This is a genomic window from Flavobacterium akiainvivens, assembly GCF_001278115.1.
Taxonomy (GTDB): Bacteria; Bacteroidota; Bacteroidia; order Flavobacteriales; family Flavobacteriaceae; genus Flavobacterium; species Flavobacterium akiainvivens.
This window is the reverse complement of the sequence record NZ_LIYD01000005.1, coordinates 4,288,813-4,311,138: the sequence shown is the minus strand read 5'-3', so window position 1 is coordinate 4,311,138 and position 22,326 is coordinate 4,288,813. Positions and strand designations below refer to the sequence as shown.

At 43.6% G+C, this 22,326-nt stretch carries 18 protein-coding genes (1 of these 18 only partly in view); 5 read left to right on the top strand and 13 right to left on the bottom strand.

Translation table 11 applies throughout. The annotated features are described in order from the left end of the window. Window positions 1-28: 28 nt before the first annotated feature. The 5 genes from AM279_RS19415 to rpsA all read right to left on the bottom strand — a co-directional run bounded on the left by AM279_RS19415 (window position 29) and on the right by rpsA (window position 5,492). Window positions 29-925: an alpha/beta hydrolase gene (locus AM279_RS19415; protein WP_054409694.1), complete on the bottom strand. Its 897-nt coding sequence runs from the start codon at window positions 923-925 to the stop codon at window positions 29-31. 42 nt (window positions 926-967) lie between these two features. Further along, window positions 968-1,744 (bottom strand): zinc ribbon domain-containing protein, encoded by a 777-nt coding sequence (locus AM279_RS19410; protein ID WP_054409693.1) that lies wholly within the window; start codon window positions 1,742-1,744, stop codon window positions 968-970. Between the two features lie 109 nt (window positions 1,745-1,853). Next, window positions 1,854-2,948, bottom strand: a complete 1,095-nt coding sequence (locus AM279_RS19405; protein WP_054409692.1) for a Nif3-like dinuclear metal center hexameric protein — start codon at window positions 2,946-2,948, stop codon at window positions 1,854-1,856. A gap of 85 nt (window positions 2,949-3,033) precedes the next feature. Next, window positions 3,034-3,495 carry a hypothetical protein gene (locus AM279_RS19400; protein WP_054409691.1) on the bottom strand — a complete coding sequence of 154 codons (462 nt, stop codon included), beginning with the start codon at window positions 3,493-3,495 and terminating at the stop codon, window positions 3,034-3,036. A gap of 215 nt (window positions 3,496-3,710) precedes the next feature. After that, on the bottom strand, window positions 3,711-5,492 hold the full coding sequence (rpsA, locus tag AM279_RS19395; protein WP_054409690.1) for a 30S ribosomal protein S1: 1,782 nt from the start codon (window positions 5,490-5,492) through the stop codon (window positions 3,711-3,713). 327 nt (window positions 5,493-5,819) lie between these two features. Between rpsA and AM279_RS19390 the strand changes: the two genes are divergently transcribed. The 3 genes from AM279_RS19390 (at window position 5,820) to AM279_RS19380 (ending at window position 10,772) form a co-directional block, all read left to right on the top strand. Continuing rightward, complete coding sequence (locus AM279_RS19390; RefSeq protein ID WP_054409689.1) at window positions 5,820-9,101, top strand: T9SS type B sorting domain-containing protein; 3,282 nt, start codon at window positions 5,820-5,822, stop codon at window positions 9,099-9,101. A gap of 190 nt (window positions 9,102-9,291) precedes the next feature. Beyond that, entirely contained in the window at window positions 9,292-10,545 is a 1,254-nt protein-coding gene (locus AM279_RS19385; protein ID WP_054409688.1) for a peptidase U32 family protein, read from the top strand. Further along, window positions 10,542-10,772, top strand: a complete 231-nt coding sequence (locus AM279_RS19380) for a ferredoxin (protein WP_054409687.1) — start codon at window positions 10,542-10,544, stop codon at window positions 10,770-10,772. Before AM279_RS19385 ends, AM279_RS19380 begins: the two co-directional genes overlap by 4 nt. A 78-nt stretch (window positions 10,773-10,850) precedes the next feature. Here the strand turns inward: AM279_RS19380 and AM279_RS19375 are convergent, their stop codons facing one another. The 8 genes from AM279_RS19375 to AM279_RS19340 all read right to left on the bottom strand — a co-directional run bounded on the left by AM279_RS19375 (window position 10,851) and on the right by AM279_RS19340 (window position 20,897). Beyond that, window positions 10,851-12,224, bottom strand: a complete 1,374-nt coding sequence (locus AM279_RS19375; protein WP_054409686.1) for a nucleoside permease — start codon at window positions 12,222-12,224, stop codon at window positions 10,851-10,853. 90 nt (window positions 12,225-12,314) lie between these two features. Next, entirely contained in the window at window positions 12,315-13,001 is a 687-nt protein-coding gene (cmk, locus tag AM279_RS19370) for a (d)CMP kinase (protein ID WP_054409685.1), read from the bottom strand. A 2-nt stretch (window positions 13,002-13,003) separates the two neighbouring features. Then, a complete protein-coding gene (porQ, locus tag AM279_RS19365) occupies window positions 13,004-14,023 on the bottom strand; it encodes a type IX secretion system protein PorQ (protein ID WP_054409684.1) in 1,020 nt (339 codons plus the stop codon). A gap of 113 nt (window positions 14,024-14,136) precedes the next feature. Then, the gene (gene lon, locus AM279_RS19360; RefSeq protein ID WP_054409683.1) at window positions 14,137-16,587 is read right to left on the bottom strand and encodes an endopeptidase La; all 2,451 of its coding nucleotides are present in this window, start codon (window positions 16,585-16,587) and stop codon (window positions 14,137-14,139) included. 191 nt (window positions 16,588-16,778) lie between these two features. Next, window positions 16,779-17,681, bottom strand: coding sequence for a DUF6252 family protein (locus AM279_RS19355; RefSeq protein ID WP_143090403.1), 903 nt, complete (start codon window positions 17,679-17,681; stop codon window positions 16,779-16,781). Window positions 17,682-17,796: 115 nt separating this feature from the next. Further along, window positions 17,797-18,612, bottom strand: a complete 816-nt coding sequence (locus AM279_RS19350; RefSeq protein ID WP_054409681.1) for a hypothetical protein — start codon at window positions 18,610-18,612, stop codon at window positions 17,797-17,799. Window positions 18,613-18,667: 55 nt separating this feature from the next. Beyond that, window positions 18,668-19,960, bottom strand: coding sequence for an MFS transporter (locus AM279_RS19345; protein ID WP_054409680.1), 1,293 nt, complete (start codon window positions 19,958-19,960; stop codon window positions 18,668-18,670). A gap of 121 nt (window positions 19,961-20,081) precedes the next feature. Continuing rightward, window positions 20,082-20,897: a M48 family metallopeptidase gene (locus tag AM279_RS19340; RefSeq protein WP_054409679.1), complete on the bottom strand. Its 816-nt coding sequence runs from the start codon at window positions 20,895-20,897 to the stop codon at window positions 20,082-20,084. A 181-nt stretch (window positions 20,898-21,078) separates the two neighbouring features. On the opposite strand from AM279_RS19340, the gene AM279_RS19335 reads away from it, so the two are divergent. Next, complete coding sequence (locus AM279_RS19335; RefSeq protein ID WP_054409678.1) at window positions 21,079-21,936, top strand: alpha/beta hydrolase; 858 nt, start codon at window positions 21,079-21,081, stop codon at window positions 21,934-21,936. Further along, window positions 21,933-22,326 carry the 5' portion of a peptide-methionine (R)-S-oxide reductase MsrB gene (gene msrB / locus AM279_RS19330; RefSeq protein ID WP_082344267.1) on the top strand. Its footprint extends 131 nt past the window's final position, so 394 of the gene's 525 nt are visible here — the first part of the coding sequence; its start codon is at window positions 21,933-21,935; the stop codon falls past the right edge of the window. The genes AM279_RS19335 and msrB overlap by 4 nt, the downstream gene beginning before the upstream one ends.

The following is a 22,326-nucleotide window of genomic DNA, read 5'->3' as shown; positions in this document are numbered from 1 at the left end:
ATTGATATCATACGGAGTTGCCGTGATGTTACCCCGCCATTGTCCCCGCCTCTCCGCCGGCGTTTAACGCCATGGGGTCATGCCCAAACAAAAAGTCATATATCTCTTCATACATAGCAGCATTGTGCATACTGTGCCCCAGGCCTTTTGTGGTAATAAAGCGCGCCGACGGCCATGATTTGGCAATCTTAACCCCTTCTTTATACGCCACTGTAGGGTCTTTTTTATCGTGTATAAGCAAGCCCGGCGTACAGATTTTAGTGGCAAACATATCGCCGCAAAAATCATCGGGGTTTACCTTGTAGCTGTCGGTAAGCAATTGCTTCATGCTCTGCACCACCCACGGCGCCAGCCACAATGTATTGCGGAAGTTGTTTATAACGGTACGCAAATCGCACGGGGCGCCCAGCACCACCATTTTTTTTATGGTTGTGGTAGTTGGGTAGTGCGACTGGTAGTAAAGCGCCGTAGCACCGCCTATAGAGTGCCCCACCATAAACTGCGGCTTGTAGCGCTGCACCATATAATCTATAAACACGGCATAATGCGGAATATTAAATTCCTCTCCGGCAGTAAGCCCGTGTGCAGGCGCATCGAGCGCAATAATGGTGCAACCCGCTTTTTTAAGGTAGCTTATAAGCAGTTTCCACCTGCCGGCATTGCTTTCCCACCCGTGTACCAGCAATACCGTAGTTGCATTGCCCGGCCATACATAGGTTTGAAAAGCAGTATCGTCTATAGTAACGGTTTCGGTTTGGGCTTCACGCAAAATACCCGGCAGGTTATTGTGCATTAACTTGCCCGACCGTGGCTGTGTAAAAAAACGGTAGGCAAGCCGGGCGGCCTTTTTAGGCGCAAACAGGCTGAGGATGTTTACGTATAGCCCCACCAGTTTGGCAAGGATAAATTTTAAGATTACAGGCATGGTTTTAAAACAAAAAAGCCCCTGCTGGGCAGGGGCTCAATATTATAGGCTGGCAAAAAGCTGTTCCATTTTTTCTCTTTCTTCTTCAGCAAGCGAGCTGTCTACCAGTATCCTTCCGCTGTGCTCATCGGTAATGATTTTTTTGCGTGAAGCAATTTCCATTTGCGTTTGCGGTGGTATGGTAAAGAACGAACCTGCGCTTGCACCCCTTTCAATACTTACTACAGCAAGGCCGTTGCGCACGCTGCCGCGAATGCGGTTGTAAGCAGCAAGAAGCCTGTCTTCAATCTGCGCCTGGTATTCGGCAGATTTTTCTTTAAGGAAGTTCTCTTCCTTTTCAGTCTCGGCCATAATGGCATCAAGCTCAGATTTTTTGTGGCCAAGGTGTGTGCTCTTAGCCTCAAGTTTTTCCTGGCTGCCGCTTATGGTTTCTTTTTTATGCTCTATAGAAGCCTTCATTTCTTTAATGTGCTTTTCAGCAAGCTGAATTTCAAGCTCCTGGAACTCAATCTCTTTTGTAAGCGAGTTGAATTCGCGGTTGTTGCGCACATTTTTTTGCTGCTCACCATATTTTTTAATGGCAGTTTTGTGGTCGTCTATAGCGTTTTTCTTTTCTTTTATCTGGTCTTCAATGGAGTCAAGGTCGGTTTTTAGCTTTTCAAGCCTTGTAGTAAGACCGGCCACTTCATCTTCAAGGTCTTCAACCTCAAGGGGAAGCTCACCCCTTACATTCCTGATTTCGTCAATTCTTGAGTCAATTAACTGTAAATCATAAAGTGCCCTTAGTTTTTCTTCAACACTTAGTTCCTTGTTCGCCATAATTTATAAAGTACTTAACTGGATTTGTATTTCTTCCGAATAAAATGATTGCAAAATTAGAAATTTTTTTCGTACTATAAAGCACTAATTTTTATTTTTGGCCGCAGCCTTAAAAATACTTAACCGGGTTGGTATCGGTTTCGGCCACCAGCACGGTAATTGCAGTGGTTTTACCGGCAATAAACTGCGCCATATAATCGGCTGTGTAGCGTTCGCTTTCATAGTGGCCAATGTCTGCCAGGAGCAGTTTGCCCTCGGCTTCATAAAACTGGTGGTATTTCAGGTCGGCAGTCAGGTAAGCATCGGCCCCGGCAGCTATAGCATTTTTAATGGCAAAACTACCCGAACCGCCCAATACAGCTACCTTTTGTATTTTTTTACCGATAAACCCGCTGTGGCGAATGCCCCCGGCCTGCATTTTATCTTTAACCAGCTGCAGGAAATCAGCTTCATTAAGGGCTTCCGGCAGGCTGCCCACCATACCCAGGCCTATATTCTGGTGACTGTTGGTAAGGGTATACACCTCATAAGCCACTTCCTCATAAATATGGTTTTCAAAAAGCGCTTTAAGTATTTTGTTCTCAAGGTGTTTTTCAAACGTAACCTCAACCTTAATTTCCTCGCTTTCCATAAACTCGCCCTGCTGCCCTATTTGCGGGTCGCTGAATTCATTGCCCTGATAGGTGCCTGTACCGCGGCTGTTAAAGCTGCAGTTTTCATAATTGCCTATGCTGCCTGCCCCGGCATCAAACAGGGCATTGCGCAGCTTAAGGTGGTTTTCGGGCACGGTATAGGTAACCAGCTTGCGGATAAACCCTTCTTTTGGCACCAGTATTTTAGTATTGTCAAGCCCCAGCGCATCGGCAAAAATTTTGTTTACCCCCTGGCGGTGGTTATCCAGCGCAGTATGCACGGCATAAAGGGCAACATCATTTTTTATGGCTTTTATAACGGCGCGTTCTACATAGTTTTTACCCGTTATTTTCTTTAGCCCACTAAACAGTATGGGGTGAAAACACACCACAAGGTTGCAGCCTTTGGCAATGGCTTCGCTTATAACGTCTTCAAGTGCATCATGGCATACTAAAATGCCTGTAACTTCGGTATCGGCACTGCCCGTAAGCAGGCCCACGTTATCAAAATCTTCGGCATAAGCCAGCGGGGCCATTTGCTCAAGTATAGCTGTAATATCTTTAATTTTCATGCAGGTTGTGGTTTCTACCAAAGGTAGCAATAAAAAAACTGCCCCTAAAACAAGGGGCAGTTTATAGATTTTATTTTGGCAAATATTACTGGCAGGTTGTAAACATTTCCTGCAGGTCTATATACTGGTCAAAAGGCACGCCCATATCTTCACCATCTACATAAGCATTACCGTTAGTACCTTTACATACTACTTCTTCAGGCAGCATTTCGCCCATCCATTCGGCAGCAGCACAGGTTACGCAATCTGTTGTAGGGGTACCCGGCCCGGCACCGGGGCCTGTAGGCTCTTCGTATGCATTAGCACAGTTAAGTTCAAAATAGTAGCTTGCCTCAACACCTGTATAAGCATTATCTACATAAGCAATGCCTGCTGTATCAATACACACCTCATAAGGCTGTTCTTCTACTTCAGAAGGTGCAGTATCTGGTATTTCGCAAGTAAGGCAGCCTACATATACCGGCACCGGAACGCTGTCTTCGTCATCAGAGCAGGCCGCAAATGTAATACCGGCAATTATTGCTGCATATAATATAAGGTTCTTCATGTTTTGGGCAAGTTTTATTTATTAGTCCGACAAAAAAATGAAAAAGCGTTATCAAATCCAAATATTTCAGTTAAAAGTTTGCAATGGCTTGTGCTAATTAACTATTGCCCGCCATGCCACAAAAAAATCATAACAACAGGTGTGATTTGTGTTATAAACAAAAAGCCCCTGTATTGCTACAGGGGCTTTGGTATTTAAAATGGTTCAGCAAACAATTAGTTGTTTTCGCCGCGCTCCATTCTTTCTTTTAGCTGAGACAAAGCGTCGATATCACCAAGGGTGGTTTTCTCTGCATTGTTGTTAGAAGAAACAGTATTGTTGTTATCAGACTGGTTGCTCCTGTAGTTTTTCTCTTCCTCATCTTTAAATGTGGCAGTGTGAGAAGCAACAACCCTTTTGAATTCTTTGTTGAATTCAATTACCTTAAATTCGGCAGCTTCGCCTTTTTTAAGTTTTTTACCATCTTCTTTCTCAAGGTGGCGTGTAGGTATAAAGGCAACAATATCATCACCAAATTCTACAGTAGCACCTTTGTCAACAATTTCAGCAATAGTACCGTTGTGTACAGTACCTACGCCAAAGCTGTCTTCATACTTATCCCAAGGGTTAGCCTGGGTTTGTTTGTGGCCAAGAGATAGTTTACGTCCGTCAACATCAAGTTCAAGAACAACAACCTCAAGTTTGTCACCTACGTTTACAAACTCACTTGGGTGCTTAATTTTCTTAGTCCAAGAAAGGTCTGAGATATAGATAAGTCCGTCGATACCTTCTTCAAGTTCAACAAATACACCAAAGTTTGTAAAGTTACGAACAGTACCTGTGTGTTTAGAACCTACAGGGTATTTAGATGTAATGTCTGTCCATGGGTCTTGAGAAAGCTGCTTAATGCCAAGAGACATTTTGCGGTCTTCCCTGTCAAGGGTAAGGATTACAGCTTCAACCTCATCACCTACTTTTACGAAATCCTGGGCAGAACGCAGGTGCGTAGACCAAGACATTTCGCTAACGTGGATAAGGCCTTCTACACCTTCAGCAACTTCAATAAACGCACCGTAGTCTGCAATAACAACTACTTTACCTTTAACTTTATCGCCTACTTTCAGGTTTGCGTCAAGCGCATCCCACGGGTGAGCGTGTAGTTGCTTAAGGCCAAGCTGTATACGTGTTTTCTCGTCATCAAAGTCAAGAATAACAACGTTAAGTTTCTGGTCAAGCTCAAGCACTTCGCTTGGGTGGTTAATACGGCTCCAAGAAAGGTCTGTAATGTGGATAAGTCCATCAACACCACCAAGGTCAATAAATACACCGTATGATGTAATGTTCTTAACAACACCTTCAAGAACCTGGCCTTTTTCAAGCTGGCCAATGATTTCTTTCTTCTGAACCTCGATATCAGCCTCAATAAGGGCTTTGTGAGATACAACTACGTTTTTAAACTCGTGGTTGATTTTTACAACCTTGAATTCCATAGTCTTGTTTACATACTGGTCGTAATCCCTGATAGGTTTTACGTCTATCTGAGAACCAGGAAGGAATGCCTCGATGCCAAAAACATCTACAATCATACCACCTTTAGTCCTGCATTTAACGAAACCATTAACGATCTCGCCAGTTTCATTAGCATTGATAACCCTGTCCCAAGCCTTAATAGTACGTGCTTTCTTGTGAGAAAGAACAAGCTGGCCTGATTTGTCTTCGCGAACGTCTATAAGTACTTCTACTTTATCGCCCACTTTAAGGTTAGGGTTGTAACGGAATTCGTTAAGAGAAATAACACCTTCCGATTTAGCGTTGATATCAACAATTGCATCCCTGTCAGTGATTCTTACTACTGTACCTTCTACTACTTCGTCACTGTCAGTTGAGATGAAAGTCTTCTCAACAAGGTTTTCAAATTCCCTAAGGTTTTGCTCATCTACTGCATCAATACCTTCTTCAAAGTTGTGCCAGTTAAACTCGTTTAGGAATTCGTCTTTTGTTTTAGTTTGTTCAGACATGTCTGATCCTTTATTACTTGTATCCCGTGCCGCACCGGTTTCCCTTAAAGCAGCCGTGCAGGGGAGTGTTTTACATTAAATTAGTTTTCAACCTTTTGCGGGAAACGCGCTATGCCTTTTAAAAGGTTCGCAAAATTACTATATTTTTTTGATTTACAAACATTTATTATGCCAAATTATGCTTTACATAACATACACATTCAATTATGTTAAAAACCTTTATTCAGGATAATAAAAAAATTAACAATGTTTTAAAATAAAAATTTTTAATTATCTTGTCAACCGGAAAAAAACTTGAAATTAAGTAAGTAAAACTTAATTTTAGCTATGAAAATTGTAAATGTTAATTATGGCATAACACTACTAAAGCGTGTATTATTTCTTTTGGCATTGCTAACAGGCCCCACCCTGCTGGCACAGAATTTTACACTCTCTGTAGCAACAACACACGAAACCTGTCCGGGCAATGGCTCGCTGCAGTTTAGTGTGCAAAATGCGGGCACATCGGTAAACTATAAAGTATACCTGCTGCCCAATAGCACCACACCTGTATCTAACAACAGTAACACCTCTGTATCCGGCCTTCAGGACGGCACCTACCTTGTTGTAGCCACTACCATAATTGACGGAAACACCGTTACATCTCAACAGGAGGCCATTATTAACGACAACACAACACCCCTTATTTTTAGCGAAGAATGGCAGCTAACCCCCTCTTTTTGTAACGATGGTGTAATAACCGTGGTTATGCAATCCGGCAGCCCTTTACTTTATGAAATTACTGCCGGCCCGTCAACCGCCCCGGCACAGGCATCAGACACTTTTACAGGGCTACCGCCGGGTTTATATACTATAAAAGCCACTGATTCCTGCGGTACAGCCATTGTAACATCGCAACAGCTGGGCACTACAGCACCAACCATTTTAGCAATGGATGCAGGTTTAGTAGGGCTACTACCCGCCTGCGACCAGATAACCGTACTAAACGCAATTACAAACCTTGACCCCGTAAATACTGATATTACATATCCTTTTACCGCACAGGTAACCATGTACCCGCCGGGTGGGGGCGCCCCGCAGGTTTTTACATCAGATGTATACGGCCTGTCAGACTCTGCCCTGTTTGGCCAAACCATACCCTTTTATTACGGGCAAGATTATAGCTATGACCTGCTGCTAACCGATACCTGCGGCACACAATTTATGGTTAATGATGTAGATGTATACGGCGTTTTTGGTGTTGCAGCTACCACGGTAGATTTACCCTGCGGATTTAAGCAGCTTAAGCTTGTACCCGGCATATATGTACCACCTGTAAATATTACCTTTACCAGCGTACCCGAAGATTTTGACCCTACCCTTAACCCCTCTTACCCCAACTTTGGCGGCGAGGCAATTTTTGGCGATGAAGACCACCCGCTTTTAGAGGGCACTTATAATTATACCGCTACCGATGCCTGTGGCAATACCGTAAACGGGGTGTATGTACACATAGCCCCACCACCCGTTGTACCCGGCATTGTAGGCACTAATACTGATTGCGACGAAAACCTGGGCAAACTGGTAGGTACTATAACATCAAGAGATATTGCCGAGGTAATAATTACTGAGGCCCCCGAAGGTTTTGAAGACCTGTTTGGCCCGCTGCCCTATGATGGCTCTTCTTTCATCCAGCCAATTGAAGGCGATGACGACAGGCTTTATATGACAGGATTGCCACCGGGCGATTATGTAATAATTTTTACAGATACCTGCGATGAAGTATACGAGCCTTATGAAGTTACGGTACCTCCTTATGATGTAAACCAAAGAACGCCACGCCCAAGGCCTGACTGCCAGGAAGGGTTTGCTACAGTGGCTATAGGCAGCGGTGTATCAGCTGTTACAATAACTGTTGCCCCTCCGGGCTCTGTAACCACACCGTTTGACGGTTCACAATATATTGATGACGAAGGTAATTTTACCCTCGATGGCTTACTGCCGGGCACTTATACCTTTGAAATATCAGACGGGTGCCAGTCTTACACCAAAACCACTAACCTTGTGGGGTATGCCATAACATCAAGCGATATAAGCATGACGCCACACTGCGGCGCTTTTGATATAAGCCTGTATCATGTTTCAAATGCGCTTGCAGGGCTTAATTTTTGGCTGCAAAGGGAAATAACACCCGGCAACTGGGGCCATCCCGCCACTGGTGAGCTTTTTACCGGCAGCTATGGCCCGCTTAATTCAGTTGGGCTTACCAATAACAGTATAAACTATACGCTTATCTACCCACCGGGCAACTACCGCATTGTTAAAGTATACAGGGCGTTTGAAAGCGGCGATATTGCCATGGACAAAACCTGCGAAGAAATACTGTATGATTTTCAATATATTGACGGTGTAAGCATACTTGGTGTGCAAAGCCTTACCTGCACGGGTGTATCGGGCGATGTACAAATTAATGCTATAGGCGTAGAACCGCTGATTTATACCATTACCCACAAAAACGGCGACCCGTTTACCATTGCAAACGGTAATAACAACGCCTTTACAGGGCTTGAGTCTGCCGCATATACCGTAACTGTAGACGACCCATGCGGCAATACCGGTGTATTAACCTTTAACATGGCCGAAGTACCTTCTCTTGTTAATGCCTACAACGCGCCTAACCTTATTACCTGCGATTTAGATGGAGACGGTACAGAAACCTTTAACCTCTCGAGCCAGGATGCATACATCCTTAACGGGCAGGACACCACTAACATTACCCTTACCTACCATGCATCTTATGCCGATGCCGATTCCGGTGTAAGCCCACTGCCTTTATCATACACAACAGGACCAACAACCATATATGCCCGCACCGAATATAATGGCACCATGACCTGCCACGACATATCGTTATTTGACATTATACTCAACCAGTCCGGCGAAATGAACATGGAAGATTTTTACTATACCTGCGATGGCACTGAGCTGGAACTTATTGCCGACCCAAGTTATGTAAGCTACCTGTGGTCTACCGGGGCAACAACACAGTCTATATTTGTTACAGAAGCCGGCGAATACAAGGTAACAGCAATAAACTCTCAAAACTGTATTTCAGAAAAAACCGTGCAGGTATTTACCACGGCACTGCCTTCTATAAGCCAGATAACAATACAAGACTGGTCTGAAACCGAGAATGTAATAAATGTGGCTGTAGAGGCATCTGATGCTTCGGTACAAAACTTTGAATATTCTATAGACGGCATACACTGGCAGGACGAAAATATTTTTACCGGCCTTGAACCCGGCAGCTACAACGTGTTTGTGCGCGATGTATATGGCTGCGACTGGGTATCTGAAAAAGTGTTCCTGCTTACCTACCCTAAATTTTTTACCCCTAACGGAGACGGCATAAACGAAACCTGGAGGATTAAGTTTGCATCAGTCGCAGAACCAGACCTTATGGTTTATATTTATGACCGTTACGGCAAGCTTATAACCGGTTTTGATGCCCGTAGCATTGGGTGGGATGGTACTTTAAACGACACTAACCTGCCTGCTACAGACTACTGGTTTGTTGTGCGCCGCCAAAACGGTAAAGAATACCGCGGGCACTTTAGTTTATTAAGATAGCCTTGAGGTTTTTTCTATTGTTAGATAATTCAACTTTATAAATAAAACCGTGCTGCATACAAAACACAGCACGATTTTTTATTGGCTGAAAGTATCCCGTCGAAAACCCCAACATTCTAAAATACGAACCTGACAATAATCATGTTTTAGCCCGCCCGGCACCTTTAATTTTGCGCGCAAAATTAAAGGCATGACAAACAACACTATCGAACTCATGGCCCCGGCAGGCGATTTTGAATCGTTACAGGCAGCTATAGATAACGGGGCAAATTCTATATATTTTGGGGTTGAGCAGCTTAACATGCGTGCAAGGGCTACAGTAAATTTTACGTTGGAGGACCTTGACGAAATCGTGGCGCGTTGCAACCCGAAAGGCATTCGCACCTATCTTACCCTAAACACCATTATTTACGACCACGACCTTTCTATAATAAAAACCCTGCTCAACAAAGCCAAACAGGCCGGTATAACGGCTGTAATTGCTATGGACCAGGCCGTGATTGCCTATGCCCGCCAAATAAATATGGAGGTACATATAAGCACCCAGATAAACATTACCAATATAGAAACCGTAAAGTTTTACGCCCTTTTTGCCGATACCATTGTACTGAGCCGTGAGCTGAGCCTGAACCAGGTAAAGAAAATAACGGCTCAAATTCACAAGGAAAACATCTGCGGGCCATCAGGCAAGTTAGTAGAGGTTGAAATCTTTGGGCACGGGGCGTTGTGCATGGCGGTTTCGGGTAAATGCTACCTTAGCCTGCATTCGCACAATTCATCGGCTAACCGCGGGGCTTGCAAACAAAACTGCCGTAAAAAATATACGGTTACCGACCAGGAAAGTGGTTTTGAAATTGAGATTGATAATGAGTATATGATGTCTCCAAAAGACCTGTGCACCATTGATTTTCTTGACCAGATTGCCAATAGCGGCATTAGCGTATTAAAGCTGGAAGGCCGTGGCCGCGCCCCGGAATATGTAGCTACCGTTACACGCTGCTACCGCCAGGCTATAGATGCTATTGCCAACGGTACTTACACACCCGGGAAAGCAGCCGTATGGATGGAAGAATTAAGCAAGGTATACAACCGCGGCTTTTGGAGTGGCTACTACCTGGGGCAAAAGCTTGGCGAATGGTCTGCCGCTAATGGCAGTATGACTACACAGCGCAAAATATACATAGGCAAAGGCAGGCATTATTATCCAAAATCAGGTATTGGCGAATTTATAATTGAAGCTTATGACATAAAGGTAGGCGACACCATACTTATAACAGGCCCCACCACCGGTGCACAACAAACAACAATTACATCGCTTATGAGTGAAGATGTTGAAGTAGAAACCGCCACACGCGGAAACCCTGTTACACTACCCCTGCCCTTTAAAATACGCCCCAGCGACAAGCTCTACAAACTGGTTAAATCAGAATATGCCACACAATGATAATTATTACCCTGCAACGCAACAAGTGCATAGGCTGTAATTATTGTGCAGAAGCAGCCCCGCAAAAATTTGTTATGAGCAAAAAAGACGGCAAATCGGTATTACTGCATGGTATTGAAAAGAAAGGCTTTTTTACCCTTAAAGAACCCGACAACTCCGTTTTGGAAGAAACCGAAAACGCAGCAGCAATATGCCCGGTAAAGATTATTACGGTAAAACAACTTTAAACAATAATGGCTGCCCGGGTAAGGCAGCCATTGTTATAAGTCTTATCGAAAATTCTAAAAATCTAACAATCCAAAAATCTAATGTTTAACATCAGCCACTTCTCCGGGGTTGTGCTTATGCTTAAATAATATGGCAAAGGCAATGGCAATTACAAGTGCATAGGCCGCAAATGCCAGCCATATGTTTTGCCAGTCCTTCATCATTACGGGGCTGTCAAAAATGCCATCGGTAATTGTTTTGCCCTGCTTTTTTATAAAGGCAAGCATATTCCCGTTGGCCGCATCGGTATCTAAAAAAGAGGCAAGTTCTGTTGTGGTGCCAAATGATTTGGTAAAAAAGCGGTCTATGGCCCATCCGGCAGTAAAACTACCCATAATAGCCCCAAAACCATTTGTCATCATCATAAACAAGCCCTGCGCCGAAGAACGTATACGGGCATTGGTGCTGGTTTCTATAAATAGTGAACCTGATATATTAAAAAAGTCGAATGCCATGCCATATACAATGCACGACAGGATTATCATCCACAGGCCGGTTACAGGGTCGCCATAGGCAAACAGCCCAAAGCGCAGCACCCACGCCAGCATACTAATAAGCATTACCTGCTTAATACCAAAACGCTTCAGGAAAAACGGAATGGCAAGTATAAACAGCGTTTCACTAACCTGAGATATAGACATGATTATGGTAGAGTACTCCACCACAAAAGAATCGGCATATTTAGGGAAATGCTTAAACTCATCCAAAAACACATCGCCATAAGCATTGGTAAGCTGTAACGCCCCACCTAAAAACATTGAAAAAATAAAGAACAGGGCTATTTTGTAATTCCCAAACAGCTTAAAGGCTTCAAGTCCCAGTTTTTGCATTAGCGTTGCTTTTTCTTCACTAAGCCTTTGCGGCGGGCATTTTGGCAATGTAAAGGCATACACACCCAGTAGTGCAGCACCAAGGCCGGCTATATAAAACTGGTATTCATTTGCCTTGCTTCCGGTAAGGTTTGTAATCCACATGGCAACTATAAAACCTATAGTCCCCCATACACGTATGGGCGGAAAATCTTTAACAACATCATTACCGTTGTTTTTAAGGGCAGTATAAGAAACCGAGTTACTTAACGAAATTGTAGGCATATAGCAACACATTGCTGCCAGCATTACCGTTATAAAAACCGATGGTTCCTGTACCTGGGGCAGGTAAAACAGCACACCCGCATAAAGCAGTTGCAGCACGCCATAAAGCTTTTCGGCATTAATCCACCTGTCGGCAATTATCCCGGTAAGGGTAGGCATAAATACCGATGCAATACCCATAGTGCTGAACACCAGGCCAAACTGGGTACCATCCCACTGTTTTGTTCCAAACCAATAATTTCCAATAGTAATAAGCCACGCCCCCCACACAAAAAATTGCAGGAAGCTCATAAATACCAGGCGGTTTTTAATACCCATGAAACGGTAACGTTTTTTGAATTAACATTTTATTAACGGCGGTAAAGCTATCAATAAAAATTGGTATTCTAAAAAACAATGCCGTTAAAGTTAAAGTGCTTTATTTACCAAATCAAGCACTTTATCAAACTGTTCCTTTATGCCAAGGTGGGAGTTGTCTATTTCAATAGCGTCTTCTGCCTTTACAAGGGGGGAGTCTTCCCTGTGTGTATCTATATAGTCACGTTCCTGTACATTGTGCAGCACTTCTTCATAAGTAACGGTATCACCCTTATCTGTAAGTTCTTTAAAACGGCGTTCGGCGCGCGTTTGCGGGCTTGCACTCATAAAAAGCTTCAGTTCAGCATTAGGGAATACAACCGTGCCTATATCGCGCCCGTCCATAACCACGCCTTTGTTTTCGCCCATGTGCTGCTGCTGTTTTACCAGCATGGCACGTACTGCACTTATTTCGGCTACGCGGCTTACGAGGCTACTTACCTCTATGGTGCGGATTTTGCGCTCTACGTTTTCTTCATTAAGATACATTTCGGCAAAGCCAAGCTCTGGGTTGTATAAAAACTGCAGTGTAATATCGCCCAGGGCATCTGTAAGCCCTTCTTTGTTTAAAAAGTCTTCAGCCACAAAGCCTTCCTGCATGGCATAAAGTGTAACGGCCCTGTACATGGCCCCGGTATCTACATAGGCATATCCTAAATGGTTGGCAAGCTGCTTTGCAAGAGTACTCTTGCCGGTTGAAGAGAAGCCATCTATGGCAATGGTAATTTTTTTGTCCAAAATTATTGAAGGTTTATGGTTAATCCGAAAAGGCTGGTATTTGCCGCTAAGGTATAACGCGAATAAGAATAATCAAAGCGTAATTTATTAAATCGGACAGACATACCTACAGATATGCCAGAAAAGCTGCGCTTATCTGTAATGCTAAGCTCCTGCCCCCTCCTGAAGTTGTAACCCGCCCTAAGGTTAAAGCCTTTACCCGGAAACAGCTCTGCCCCCACAATAACGTGGCGCAATGCGTTGTTAAAAAACGACACCTTTTCTTCGGTACTGCTGCCATCTATGCCCTGCTCAGCTCTGTTGGGATTGCTGAAAGATATATTCCATTGTTGCAGGTTTTCAAGGGTTAAATGCCAGCGTATGGGCACGTTTTCTACCTCCTGGCTTATGCCTGCTATAATTTCAAGCGGCAGGGGCTCATACTGCCCGGCATAGGTTGATATTTGTGTACCGGCATTACGTATTACCAGTGCTATATTAATATCGTTATAATCATCAATATAAATGGCCCCTATATCTGCTGCCACACCAAACGAGTTATAGCTCTCAAGCGTGCTCGATATCATCTTGAAGTTGGCACCCATATAAATATCAGTATACGGAATATTCCAGGCATAGCCCAGTGAAAGGGCAATTTCGCTACCGGTAAAATCGCCGGTTAGCATACCCATTTCATCGCGGCCTTCAAACGTGCCGTAGTCTACATAGTTTACCCCAACGTGAAAAGTTTGTGTGCGCCTGTCCCATGTATAGGCATAGGCGGCGGTACCATAGGTAACCTCGCCATAGTAGCTGCCATAGTTTGCCGTAAGGTGGTTATCCATCTCGGGGTTTATGGTAGCAGGGTTGTAAATGGCCTGATTTACGTCATAATCATAGAGTGTGACTATCTTTCCGCCCAGGGCTGCCTGGCGCGGCGATGTAACAAGGTTTAGGAACTGATAGGTATATTTACCGCCTATCTGGCTAAAGCACAGGGTTGTGAACAGCAAAAATAAAGGAATATACCGGTGTTTAAACATTGTTACTTCAGGCGATTTGTGCTTACTATAACGCAGTTGCGAAGATATTATTTTTTAAATAAAAAAACGGCTAAGAATTTTAGCCGTTTTTGAGTATAAAAAGAGTCTGAGATTTACAGTTTCCTTGCGTTTTTAGCGCTTTGGTTTGTTATGGCGTGCTTAATAACCTCGTCCATAAACTTAACATAGTGGAAGGTTACCCCTTCCAGATAGTCCTGGTTTATTTCGGCCACATCCTGGCGGTTTTCTTCACAAAGAATGATTTCTTTTATGTTAGCACGCTTGGCAGCAAGTATCTTTTCTTTAATACCCCCCACCGGAAGTACACGCCCGCGCAGCGTAATTTCGCCTGTCATGGCCAGGTTTTTCTTAACCCTCTTTTGGGTGAATGATGATACAAGCGACGTAAGCATGGCCACACCGGCACTTGGACCGTCTTTTGGCGTAGCGCCTTCGGGCACGTGTATGTGCACGTTGTAGTTGTTTATAACTTCCTGCTCTATGCCAAGTTGTTCGGCATTGGCTTTTATGTATTCAAGCGCTATGGTAGCACTTTCTTTCATTACCGTACCCAGGTTACCCGTCATGGTAAGATGGCCTTTGCCTTTGCTGAGTATCGATTCAATAAACAATATGTCGCCACCTACACTGGTCCAGGCAAGGCCCGTAACCACACCGGCAACATCGTTATTTTCATATTTATCGCGTTCCAGCCTGGCAGCGCCAAGGGCTTTTACAATATCTTCATCGGTTACCTTAACATTGTACTCCTCCTCCATAGCTATGGATTTGGCAATGCTGCGCACCATTTTGGCAATTTGTTTTTCAAGGCCGCGCACACCACTTTCGCGGGTGTAACCTGACACGATTTTTTCAATCTGCTTTTTGCCAATGGTTACATCTTTTGATGTAAGGCCGTGCTCTTTAATTTGTTTTGGTAACAGGTGTTTACGGGCAATTTCCACCTTTTCTTCAATGGTGTAGCCCGTCATGTTTATAATTTCCATCCTGTCGCGCAGTGCAGGCTGAATGGTAGCCAGATTGTTGCTTGTAGCTATAAACATTACCTTGCTAAGGTCATACCCCAGTTCAAGGAAGTTATCATAAAAATCAGAGTTTTGCTCAGGGTCAAGCACTTCAAGCAGGGCAGATGAAGGGTCGCCATAATTACTGCTGCTCAGCTTGTCTATTTCGTCAAGCACAAAAACAGGGTTGCTGGTACCGGCCTTTTTAAGGCTCTGGATAATACGGCCCGGCATAGCGCCAATATATGTTTTCCTGTGCCCGCGGATTTCAGCCTCATCGCGAAGGCCACCCAGCGAAATACGGATGTACTCCCTGCCAAGCGCCTCAGCCACCGATTTACCTATACTTGTTTTACCCACACCCGGAGGGCCGTACAAGCACAGTATAGGGCTTTTCATATCATTACGCAGCTTAAGCACAGCAAGGTACTCTATAATACGTTTTTTTACGTCTTCAAGGCCATAGTGGTCGCGGTGCAGTACTTTATCGGCACGTTTCAGGTCAAAATTGTCTTTACTGAACACGTTCCACGGCAGGTCGAGCAACAGCTCTATATAGTTACGCTGAATGCCATAATCAGCTGCCTGCGGGTTCATGCGCTGCAGCTTGGCCAGTTCTTTATCAAACTGGGTTTTGGTTTTCTCATTCCACTTTTTAGCCTTGGCCTTTTGGCGCATTTCTTCAATTTCCTGGTCGTGGCTTACACCACCCAGCTCTTCCTGAATGGTTTTCATTTGCTGGTGCAGGAAGTACTCGCGCTGCTGCTGGTCGAGGTCAAAACGCACCTTGCTCTGGATATCGTTTTTAAGCTCAAGCTTTTGAAGCTCAAGGTTCATGTAACGAAGGGTTTCCAGGGCACGTTCCTTAAGGTCGTTAGTAGCAAGGAGGCCCTGCTTTTCTTTAACCAGAAGGTTCATGTTGCTCGAAACGAAGTTTACCAGGAATGAGTTGCTCTCTATATTCTTTATGGCAAAAGTAGCCTCGCTTGGAATATTAGGGCTTTCCTTAATAATTTGTATGGCAAGCTCTTTAATAGACTCAATAATGGTATTGAACTCCACATCTTTCTTGGCAGGCCTTACCTCGTTAACCTCTTTAACGGTAGCAGTAAGGTAAGGTGTTTCGGCAATAACCTGGTCTATTTCAAAGCGTTTTTTACCCTGAATGATAACCGTAGTGTTGCCATCGGGCATTTTAAGCACACGAAGTATACGTGCCACAGTACCTACAGTATTGATATCTTCGGCACCGGGCTCTTCAACACTTTCATCTTTCTGGGCTACAACGCCAATGATTTTAGAACCGGCATTGGCATCGTTTATAAGCTTGATGGACTTATCGCGCCCTGCGGTAATGGGTATTACCACACCAGGAAACAGCACCATGTTGCGTAGCGGAAGTATGGGCAACTCTGCGGGGAGTACCTCATTATTCATTTCCTCCTCATCCTCAGGGGTCATCAGCGGAATTAATTCGGCATCAGTATCCAGCTCCTGGAATGACAAATTGTCAATATTTAAAATTTTTTCTTTCGGCATGTTTGTTTAACGTCATTATGTCATTTAACATAAAGCCTGCTTTGCCACCATATTTGCAACAAACGACTTAAATAACTAAAAATGAACCCGTAAGCAATAATAACTTAACAAGTGGTTAACTGTGTAGGACAAGTATTGTGCCATAAAAAAATCCGCCCCTGTGGGCGGATTGTATATTCTGTAGGCGAAGCTTAGTATTCTATGCTAAACTCGCCATTTGTAAGTATAAGCGTGTCTCCCGCGCCATTTACAACCGTAGCATTAAACTCTCCGGTTATAACACCATCTTCGTTGCTAAGTATGGTAAGGAGGCCTCCTGTTGAAGTATAATTTACATCATCAACCGTATAAATAATATGTGGAGGGTTTGAAATGCTGTTTGAAATATCATAAGTACCCGGCTGGGTTTCATTACCTATAACTATATTAAGGTTAATACCCTCGTTAAAGTCGCTGCCGGTTATGCTAAGGTTACCACCCGCTACTGCCGACCCAAAAATGCCATACTCCTGGGTTTCGCCGTTAACGTCTACGCTAAAGTATTCGTCATCGCCCGGCTGCACAATATCTCCTGTATAAGGCACATCGGTAAACTGGCCTTCGGTAAATACAATTGGCGGCATATTAGCCTCAGTATCGGAATAATAGCCTGTAAAGCTAAATGTACCCGAAATAGTATGGTTAACCGTATCAATCTCGGTAATTGTTATGCTGCCGTTAGACTCCCCTTCAAGGTTAAAATTGTTGTAGGTATTCTCTGCCGCATCAGATGTTTGGTATGAAAACAGTACATCATCTCCTGTAAAAGTACCTTCTCCCGAACCGGTAATGGCTATGCCCACCGTTTCGCCGGCAGTACCTTTAATACCACCTATAGCCATAAGTTCGCCATCTATAACAGCCTGTGTTTCATCAGCTACAAAAGAGGTGCCGTTAAGCTTAACTGTAAATGAAGCATCGCCTGCACCGGGCACTTCAGGTGTAACAGGGTTATTATCTAACACTGCCGGGTCTACCGGCTCTGTCTGGCAGCTTGTAAAGCCAATGGCTACAAATAATGTAAGCATGGCCGATAGTATACTCATTCTTTTCATAACATTCCGTATTTTTTAAGCACCAAATATAAATGTTTTGATGGAAGCAGCTAAAAACCTTAACAAAAAAAGTGCTGCAATGCAGCACTTTTTTAAATTTTTATATCTGTTTACACTAATTCAGTGTATAATCTGTAAGGGTAAGTATGTAAGTTTCCATAAGCTCTGATTGATTTTCAGACCTGATTGGGCCAACATCTTTAGCAAACCATACGTAGCTGGTAACACTTGTTTCGATAGTTTCACTTGAGCCCGGCACCTCCATTGATACCGTTTGTACTATTTTTTGTTTTATAACATCGTTATAAGTAGTGCCGTTTACAGTAACTGTAGCCCCTTTTTCCATAATAGTGCCATCCATAGTAATTTCGGTAGTAATATCAGGTATTGGCATTGGAAAATCAGGCATATCAATCATTTCATAGCTGGTAGTAAATGATACCGTATGTGTCCAAGTTTCGCCTACTTCAAGATAATCTTTAAGCATAACAAACTCATAAGGTGTAACAGTCATAGACATACCGTTTTCTTCGGGTATATATGTTACCACCCTCTGGTAGTAAGTACCGCCTTCTTTACGAAGGTAAACATCAGTTGTACCGGTTAGCTCTTCGTTACCCGAATCTGTAAAGGCATAATTCATTTTATAATACTGAACACCATCAATGGTTTCTGTACCTATAATTTTCATAGGAGACACCTCTTCGCCTGTACTGTCAAACACCCACTCGTTATTAAGTGCAAAAGGCCAGTAGTCTCCTTCAGATGTACCATTATCAGTATTGCCACCACCGGGGTTCTCTCCCGGGTTTTGCGGGTTTTCCGGCGGAACGTTATCTAATACGGCAGGGTCTACCGGTTCGCTCTCACAAGAGCCAAGCGTAACTAAGAAAAGTGCTAAAAACAGTTTTAGTAGTATTGGTTTATTCATATTGGTTAAGGATAAGTAAGTTTGTTGCCAAATATAGAATTTTTTAATTAAAAAGCTATTCTTTTTTAGGTACTCTTGCCAATAAAAATATACCTACTACAAAAAATAATGTGAGGAATATAACAGAATACCTCATACTGCCAAAATACTGGTCTATGGCGCCATAAAGCACCATACCTATTACTATGCCTATCTTCTCGGTAACATCATAAAAGCTGAAGTAAGAGGCCGTATCCTGTGTTTCGGGCAGGAATTTAGAATAGGTACTTCGCGATAACGATTGTATGCCCCCCATTACCAAACCAACAAACCCTGCGGTAACATAAAAATGGATGGGCTGCGTAACAAAAAATGCGCAAACACATATAACCGCCCAAATACTATTAATGATAATCAGTGCCTTAATATTGCCGATTGCCGTCGAAAGCCTTGAGGTTAATAACGCTCCACCCACGGCTACAAGCTGTATAAGCAATATACTTACAATAAGCCCCATGCTCTTTGCATCGGCATCTGCCCAGGCAATTTCTTCAGCACCAAAATAGGTAGCTACCAGCATAACGGTTTGTACCGCCATACTGTACACAAAAAATGCACCCAGGTAGCGCTTAAGCACAACATTTTGCTTTAGCTGCTGCCATATTTTTCGCAGTTCGCGAAAACCGTTAAGCACTACATCGCTGCTTACTTTATTGCTTCTATTCCCTTTCGGAAGGAAATAATACGTGTACTGGCTAAACAAAATCCACCACACACCTACTGATATAAACGATATGCGCATGGCCTGCATGGCTCCGTCTAAATGAAACAGGTCAGGCATCATAACCATAGCAAGATTAATTACAAGTAGTACTACACTGCCTATATAGCCCATTGAGTAGCCTTTTGCACTAACGGCATCCTGCTGCTCAGGATAGGCCACATCGGGCAAATAAGAGTTATAAAACACCAGGCTGCCCCAAAAGCCTATAAGCCCAAAGAGATAGCATACCAGGCTGAAGTACAGGTTTTCTACATCAAACCAATACAGCCCAATACAGGATAGTGAACCAAGGTAACAAAATGCCTTAAGGAAGTTTTTTTTATTGCCGGCATAATCTGCAATGCCCGATAGCAGCGGCGATATAAATGCCACTATTAAAAAGGCAAAAGCTGTGGTAAAGCTCATTAGCGCCGTGCTTTTCATGCTGGTACCAAAGGCGTTTACCATTGTGCCTTTAGGAAAAAGCTGGTCATAAAATATTGGAAAAACAGCCGAAGCTATTACAAGGCTGTATACAGAATTTGCCCAGTCATAAAACGCCCAGGCGTTTAGCAGCTTCTTGCTGCCTTTTTCAAGGTGTGCCATAGTTGCAGGTTTGTATGCCAAAACTAAGCTATTTTTTTATACAATAAACTACAGTGCATTATGGCTTTGTAAAATAAAAAGGGCCGCACAAAGTGCAGCCCTGAACAAACTTTTTATATGTTTAAAACTTAACGCCAAATTTTGCAGCGTTAGCCTTAGCTGTAGGTATTTCTTTTGTAATGTTGTTTATACGTGTAGTGCCGCTTGGGTGTGTACTCATAAACTCCATTGGTGCATTGCCCCCACTATTGGCATCCATCCTTTTCCAGAAATCAAGCGCCTTATCAGGGTTGTAGCCTGCAATAGCCATAAGGGTAAGCCCTATTTCATCGGCTTCGTTTTCATGGCTGCGGCTAAACGGCAATACAGCGCCATATTGTGCGCCAAGGCCATAAGCATGCTGTATAATTTGCTGCGTACTCAGGCTTGTGCCCGATGCTGCCGCACCTACACCCTGGCCTATAAGCTGCAGGTAAATATCATTACTCATGCGCTTGGCACCGTGGTTTAGCAACGCGTGGGCCACCTCATGCCCCATTACGGTAGCAAGGCCCGCTTCATCTTTAGTTATAGGTAAAATACCGCTGTATACTACAATTTTGCCACCCGGCATACACCACGCGTTTACCTCGTCATTCTGTACCAGGTTATATTCCCATGCATAATCCTTAAGGTAAGCAGACTGCCCTACAGATGTAAGGTATTTTTCGGCAGCGGCCTTTATTTTAGCACCTACTGACTTTACCATATTAGCCTGTGCAGTACCGGTTATAACTTTGTTTTCTTTCAAGAACTGGTCATATTGGGCAAAAGCCGTCGGGAAAATTTCGCTGTTAGATACCACAGTATATTCCGTTTTACCTGTAAAAGGGTTTGTGCTGCATGACGAAATAAGCACCGCCAAAAACACAGAAAGGGTTGCTATTGATTTTTTCATTTTGTCTTGGGTGATTGATTTACCCACCAAAATTAACAATTAAATTCTATAAAAAAGTGGTAAAAAAATTTGGCTAAAGTTAAAGTAGTGTAAATAATTGGCTACAAGCACCTCACGCATTACTATGCACGCATTGTAAAAGTAAAATTGTTACCTTTACTCTCCTTTTTTGCGAAATAATATGACAAAAGTTAAAAAATACACACCGCCTGTACGCATACCAAAATGGGTTAAAATAGTGGCCAAGGTACTGGAATGGGTATCTCCCGCTCTGGCCGTGCGTTTTGCCATACAGCTGTTTACAACACCTATACGCTTCAAGACTCCTAAACGCGAGCTAAAAATGGCAGCAGAAAGCAGGCAGGAGCGCGTTTATATTAACGCAATATTAAAAACAATAAACGTGTACCGGCTGGGCAACAGTAACAAAAAGGTGTTGTTAGTACACGGATGGAGCGGCCGCGGTACACAGCTGTCTGCAATAGCGCATAACTTTGTGGAACGTGGTTTTGAAACCATTAGCTTTGATGCCCCTGCCCACGGAAAATCATCGGGTAAAACCAGCGATATGACAGAGTTTATTGCGTCTATCATGCAACTGGAGCAGCAGTTTGGCCCTTTTGAATATGCTGTGGGGCACTCACTTGGGGCTATGGCTACCCTAAACAGTATTAAAAACGGACTGGACATTAAGAAAGCAGTAATAATAGGCAGCGGAGACATTATAGAAGATATTATGCTGGGCTTTACCACACAATTAGGCATGAAAATTGCCACAGGTAGGTTAATGATGGCGCAGTTTGAGAAGAAGTTTGGCCAAACTGTAAACAGTTATTCTGCGTATATAGCTGCACAGTCTGTATACATTCCGGTACTTGTTTTTCATGATGAAAACGACCGCGACGTGCACATTAGCGCTGCACACCATATACACATCCATTTGCCAAATGGCGAACTGGTAATTACACAGGGCCAGGGGCACCGCAAAATTTTAGGCAATAAAGAAGTGATAAGAAAAATAAATGACTTTTTAGTATGATACGTAAATCAATGATAATAATGGTACTGGCCACTTTTGCCTCATGCAATGGCCAGGATAAGAAGGCAGACCAGCCTGCAACAAAAGAGGCTACACAGGCGCAACCTAAACTGCCTTCAAAATTTAAGGTAGTAAAAACTGATGCCGAGTGGAAAAACCAGTTGACACCGGAGCAGTACAACGTATTGCGCCAAAAAGGCACCGAGCGCCCGCACACAGGCGAATATGCCGAACATTTTGAAAAAGGCACCTATGTATGCGCGGCCTGTGGCAATAAACTTTTTGATTCCGGCACCAAATTTCATTCAGACTGCGGATGGCCGTCTTTTGACCAGGCCATAAAGGGCTCGGTAATTTATGAACACGATGGTAGCTATGGTTGGGACAGGA

Bases quoted from the DNA above. Each gene is read 5' to 3' on its own strand.
- AM279_RS19345 (WP_054409680.1), bottom strand. From the start codon at position 19,960: ATGGCACACCTTGAAAAAGGCAGCAAGAAGCTGCTAAACGCCTGGGCG.
- AM279_RS19375 (WP_054409686.1), bottom strand. From the start codon at position 12,224: ATGGGTATTAAAAACCGCCTGGTATTTATGAGCTTCCTGCAATTTTTT.
- AM279_RS19380 (WP_054409687.1), top strand. From the start codon at position 10,542: ATGATAATTATTACCCTGCAACGCAACAAGTGCATAGGCTGTAATTAT.
- AM279_RS19405 (WP_054409692.1), bottom strand. From the start codon at position 2,948: ATGAAAATTAAAGATATTACAGCTATACTTGAGCAAATGGCCCCGCTG.
- AM279_RS19335 (WP_054409678.1), top strand. From the start codon at position 21,079: ATGACAAAAGTTAAAAAATACACACCGCCTGTACGCATACCAAAATGG.
- rpsA (WP_054409690.1), bottom strand. From the start codon at position 5,492: ATGTCTGAACAAACTAAAACAAAAGACGAATTCCTAAACGAGTTTAAC.
- AM279_RS19385 (WP_054409688.1), top strand. From the start codon at position 9,292: ATGACAAACAACACTATCGAACTCATGGCCCCGGCAGGCGATTTTGAA.
- porQ (WP_054409684.1), bottom strand. From the start codon at position 14,023: ATGTTTAAACACCGGTATATTCCTTTATTTTTGCTGTTCACAACCCTG.
- lon (WP_054409683.1), bottom strand. From the start codon at position 16,587: ATGCCGAAAGAAAAAATTTTAAATATTGACAATTTGTCATTCCAGGAG.
- AM279_RS19415 (WP_054409694.1), bottom strand. From the start codon at position 925: ATGCCTGTAATCTTAAAATTTATCCTTGCCAAACTGGTGGGGCTATAC.
- AM279_RS19400 (WP_054409691.1), bottom strand. From the start codon at position 3,495: ATGAAGAACCTTATATTATATGCAGCAATAATTGCCGGTATTACATTT.
- AM279_RS19340 (WP_054409679.1), bottom strand. From the start codon at position 20,897: ATGAAAAAATCAATAGCAACCCTTTCTGTGTTTTTGGCGGTGCTTATT.
- AM279_RS19355 (WP_143090403.1), bottom strand. From the start codon at position 17,681: ATGAAAAGAATGAGTATACTATCGGCCATGCTTACATTATTTGTAGCC.
- AM279_RS19410 (WP_054409693.1), bottom strand. From the start codon at position 1,744: ATGGCGAACAAGGAACTAAGTGTTGAAGAAAAACTAAGGGCACTTTAT.
- AM279_RS19390 (WP_054409689.1), top strand. From the start codon at position 5,820: ATGAAAATTGTAAATGTTAATTATGGCATAACACTACTAAAGCGTGTA.
- AM279_RS19350 (WP_054409681.1), bottom strand. From the start codon at position 18,612: ATGAATAAACCAATACTACTAAAACTGTTTTTAGCACTTTTCTTAGTT.